Genomic DNA, 2,921 nt, shown 5'->3' with positions numbered 1-2,921 from the left:
CCGGCGGCCCCCTCCGCCCTCCCCCCCTCCGCGCCCCCCGGGGCCCCCGCCCCCCCCCCCACCCCTCCATTCAATAAAGCCCTTGCCAATACGGACAATATTCCTATACCGTCAGGCGAGCAACAGCCGCAAGGGGGCTCGCCCAAAACATGCTGCCGCAGGCCTACCCGCTCCGTCCCACGGCCCGGCAGGCCTGGTCCCCGATGACCGACGCCGAATGGGCCGCCCTCGCCCCGCTGGTCCGGGCAGGCGGGCCCGGCCGGCCCGCCGCCGATCCCCGCCGCCTCTGGGACGCGATCTTCTGGATCGCCTGCTCCCGCGAGCCCTGGCGCGCCCTGCCCGAGCGGCTCGGCCGCGCCGACAGCGCCCACCGCGCGCTCCGCCGCCACGCCCGCAACGGCACCCTCGACCGCCTGATGATCGCCGCCTCGCCCCACCCGCTCGCCGGCGGCGACGGCCTCGAAACCCTCGCCTGGCGCATTTTGCGCGCCATCCGCCGCGTCGCCCGCCTGCTGACCATGGCGCAACTGCTCATGGCCAAGCGCCTCGGCCTCGCCACCGCCCTCCCCTGCGCCCCGCGAAATCTGCCGCGCCCGCACCTGATCGCAGTCCTCCACCGCCTCATCCCGCTGCTGCCCGGCGCCCGCCCCCCTTTGCTGCGCTGGATGATCGCCCTGCACGACGCCATCCCGGGCGAGCGAAGGCTGTGGCGACTGACGGATTGAGCGGCGCGGAGAGAAGGACGCCCTTCGACCCGAAGCGGTCCTACGCAACTGTGATCCCGAATGCAGGAGTGGACCGGCAGCGCGATTGTTAGCTAGAGAATACTCCGCCCGATCAGATGATCCTAAATACCGACATTCATGAGGCGCTCTTTCCAATAATTCTCGATATACGGAACAATGCCGTCGTCACGTTGTGAATAAGGTGAGCGGCCCGGAATAGCGGTCGCTCAGCTTCTGATACTCCGGCGAGCTTAAACGCTTCACGTAGCTTTTCAGATGGAAGATGCGCGTCTCCCAAACGCAGTTCATAGACGCCCACCAGTATCGTCATTGCCGACCTAGCCTCTTCGATCGACACAATCGTGCCCAAGCTGCGCTCCAATAATTTGAGGGATCCAAGCTTCTCGCCTTTTGCAAGCGCCACAACCTCCTGCAGCTTTGCTGAGTTGATGCTATCTGCAGTTAGACGTGCGATATTTTTTGCGAGCGCGAGAAACCCGGTTTCGTCGAGCGCGCGATAACGGTGGATGGTGGAGGCGATCTCTGCCGTACTGGCATGTACGCGTAATAAAGGCCAACCCCAACGAGAGATCGATGCTTGATCGAGTGCTACTAACGCCTTTCCAAAGAATGCCTCGGGTGCTCTAGTGTTAGCAGCCGTACCTGCGACTTGCGCCTGTTTAAGTTCGTCTGGAAGGCCGCCATTTGGAGCGACATTGAAGCCCGCCCAAACCACACGTTCCCACTCAAGTAAGCGCGCGACATCGTGAGCGTACGTGACAACAAGCTCCTCCGAATTCAAGCCAAAATGCACAGGCAGACTCGAAGCAGAAAGCGAAATACCAGCAGTTTCGCGCGTATACCACTCGATTGATGCGCCTCGATACGAAAGTATCTCAGGCACCACGCCTGGCTTAAACCATAGCCACTTACCGATATCCTCGTCATTTAGCTTGTCCGCTGACTGCCGATGCCCCGCGCCGTCTACGACGAAGCTCGCCGCGGACGGGACCTTATCAAACCGCACACGTGGGCTGGCTGCGGCAGCCTCTAGCCATTCAGCGCGTCGGAACTCGCCTTCGATCGCATAGAGGCCATGCTGACGCCTATTGAATGTTTGGCTTGCGGAAACGGTGTTGCTGTCGGATGGCGGGCCCATTTCGGGCAGTTCGTCCCGAGACCAATCGTCCGTTCGGCCGACACGCATCACCAGTACAGACTCACCGCCAACCGGCCAAGCATAACCTGCAAAGGAGCCACCATCGCGCTCTACAACGAAGCGCTCCCGGAGCCAGCCGAATGTATCTTCGGTTCGCAATGTGGCTTGTCGTTGGCGGAACTGCACGATCCGCAGCGCCATTTTCCGTGCCGCTAAATAATCTTTCAGGTACTCAGGCTTAATGTAGAGTCCAACCAATTCCCCTGACCCATTCCTACGTAGTTTGGCCACTTCGGCGTACCCATCTTCGGGGCTAAGCCAAGCGTCCCCTTCTTGCAGCAGGTTCAATGCAAAGGTGAGGTCTTGATTGAGCGTCCATTGGCTTGCTGAACCCCCGGGTAAATTATGGATTAGCGCGAGGTGAGTTCCAATCGGCTTCTCGTCCTCGGATAAGACTATTTCGGTAGGATAGTACTTCTTGCCGAACGCGCGTGGGCCATGGGGCTGGGCCGCACGCGACCAGTCAACGGCTTCCGCCGCTGCCCTGTCTTTACGTAGCACCGCGAACGAACGAATCCCGTTGTAGTCGGACCAGTAACTTGGATCGCCGAAGTTCTGTTCTGCTGCCTGATCGCTAGCGTACAGCGGAACCCAGACACCCGTCGCTAGACGCGCGCGGGTGACATCTGTCATCTCAAACCATTCTCTTGTAAAGCGGGTGACCATCCGTCCCGTGCTAGATCCTTGCTTCTACGATAGCCGCTCTGAGGTCAGAAAGAAATCGGTTGATTCCTAGGCGCAAAGTCCAAAAATGAGCCAGGTGGAAGTCCAAGAGGGTCGCCGCGAGCAGGGATTCCCAGGATTTTGCTTTGGAGACGCGGCCCGTGCCGCTCGGGGTTTATCGCGCAGGGCTCAGAGCCTGTCTCGAATCTCATGTGCAACGGGCGATGCGCCGTAGCAGGAGCATGACGGAGGCGGCGTAGAGGAAGGCCTCGGCGGAGGCGAGGGAGGCCTCGAAGTCCTTCGCGAGACGGCGG

General features: G+C 61.0%; 2 protein-coding genes and 1 pseudogene. 1 reads left to right on the top strand and 2 read right to left on the bottom strand.

The window, feature by feature from the left end:
- Window positions 1-203: 203 nt before the first annotated feature.
- Window positions 204-725, top strand: a complete 522-nt coding sequence (locus AC1MIR_RS09135; RefSeq protein WP_480027857.1) for a transposase — start codon at window positions 204-206, stop codon at window positions 723-725.
- 136 nt (window positions 726-861) lie between these two features.
- Here AC1MIR_RS09135 and AC1MIR_RS09130 read toward each other — a convergent pair whose 3' ends face one another.
- Together AC1MIR_RS09130 and AC1MIR_RS09125 are read right to left on the bottom strand one after the other, a co-directional pair.
- Window positions 862-2,610: a hypothetical protein gene (locus tag AC1MIR_RS09130; RefSeq protein ID WP_480027856.1), complete on the bottom strand. Its 1,749-nt coding sequence runs from the start codon at window positions 2,608-2,610 to the stop codon at window positions 862-864.
- A 205-nt stretch (window positions 2,611-2,815) separates the two neighbouring features.
- Window positions 2,816-2,921, bottom strand: a pseudogene (locus AC1MIR_RS09125) (IS5/IS1182 family transposase); the annotation flags it as partial.

It is taken from the genome of Falsiroseomonas sp. RANM36, assembly GCF_056682175.1.
Note: the sequence above shows the minus strand (reverse complement) of the source record. Positions and strands in the feature narration are given on the sequence as shown.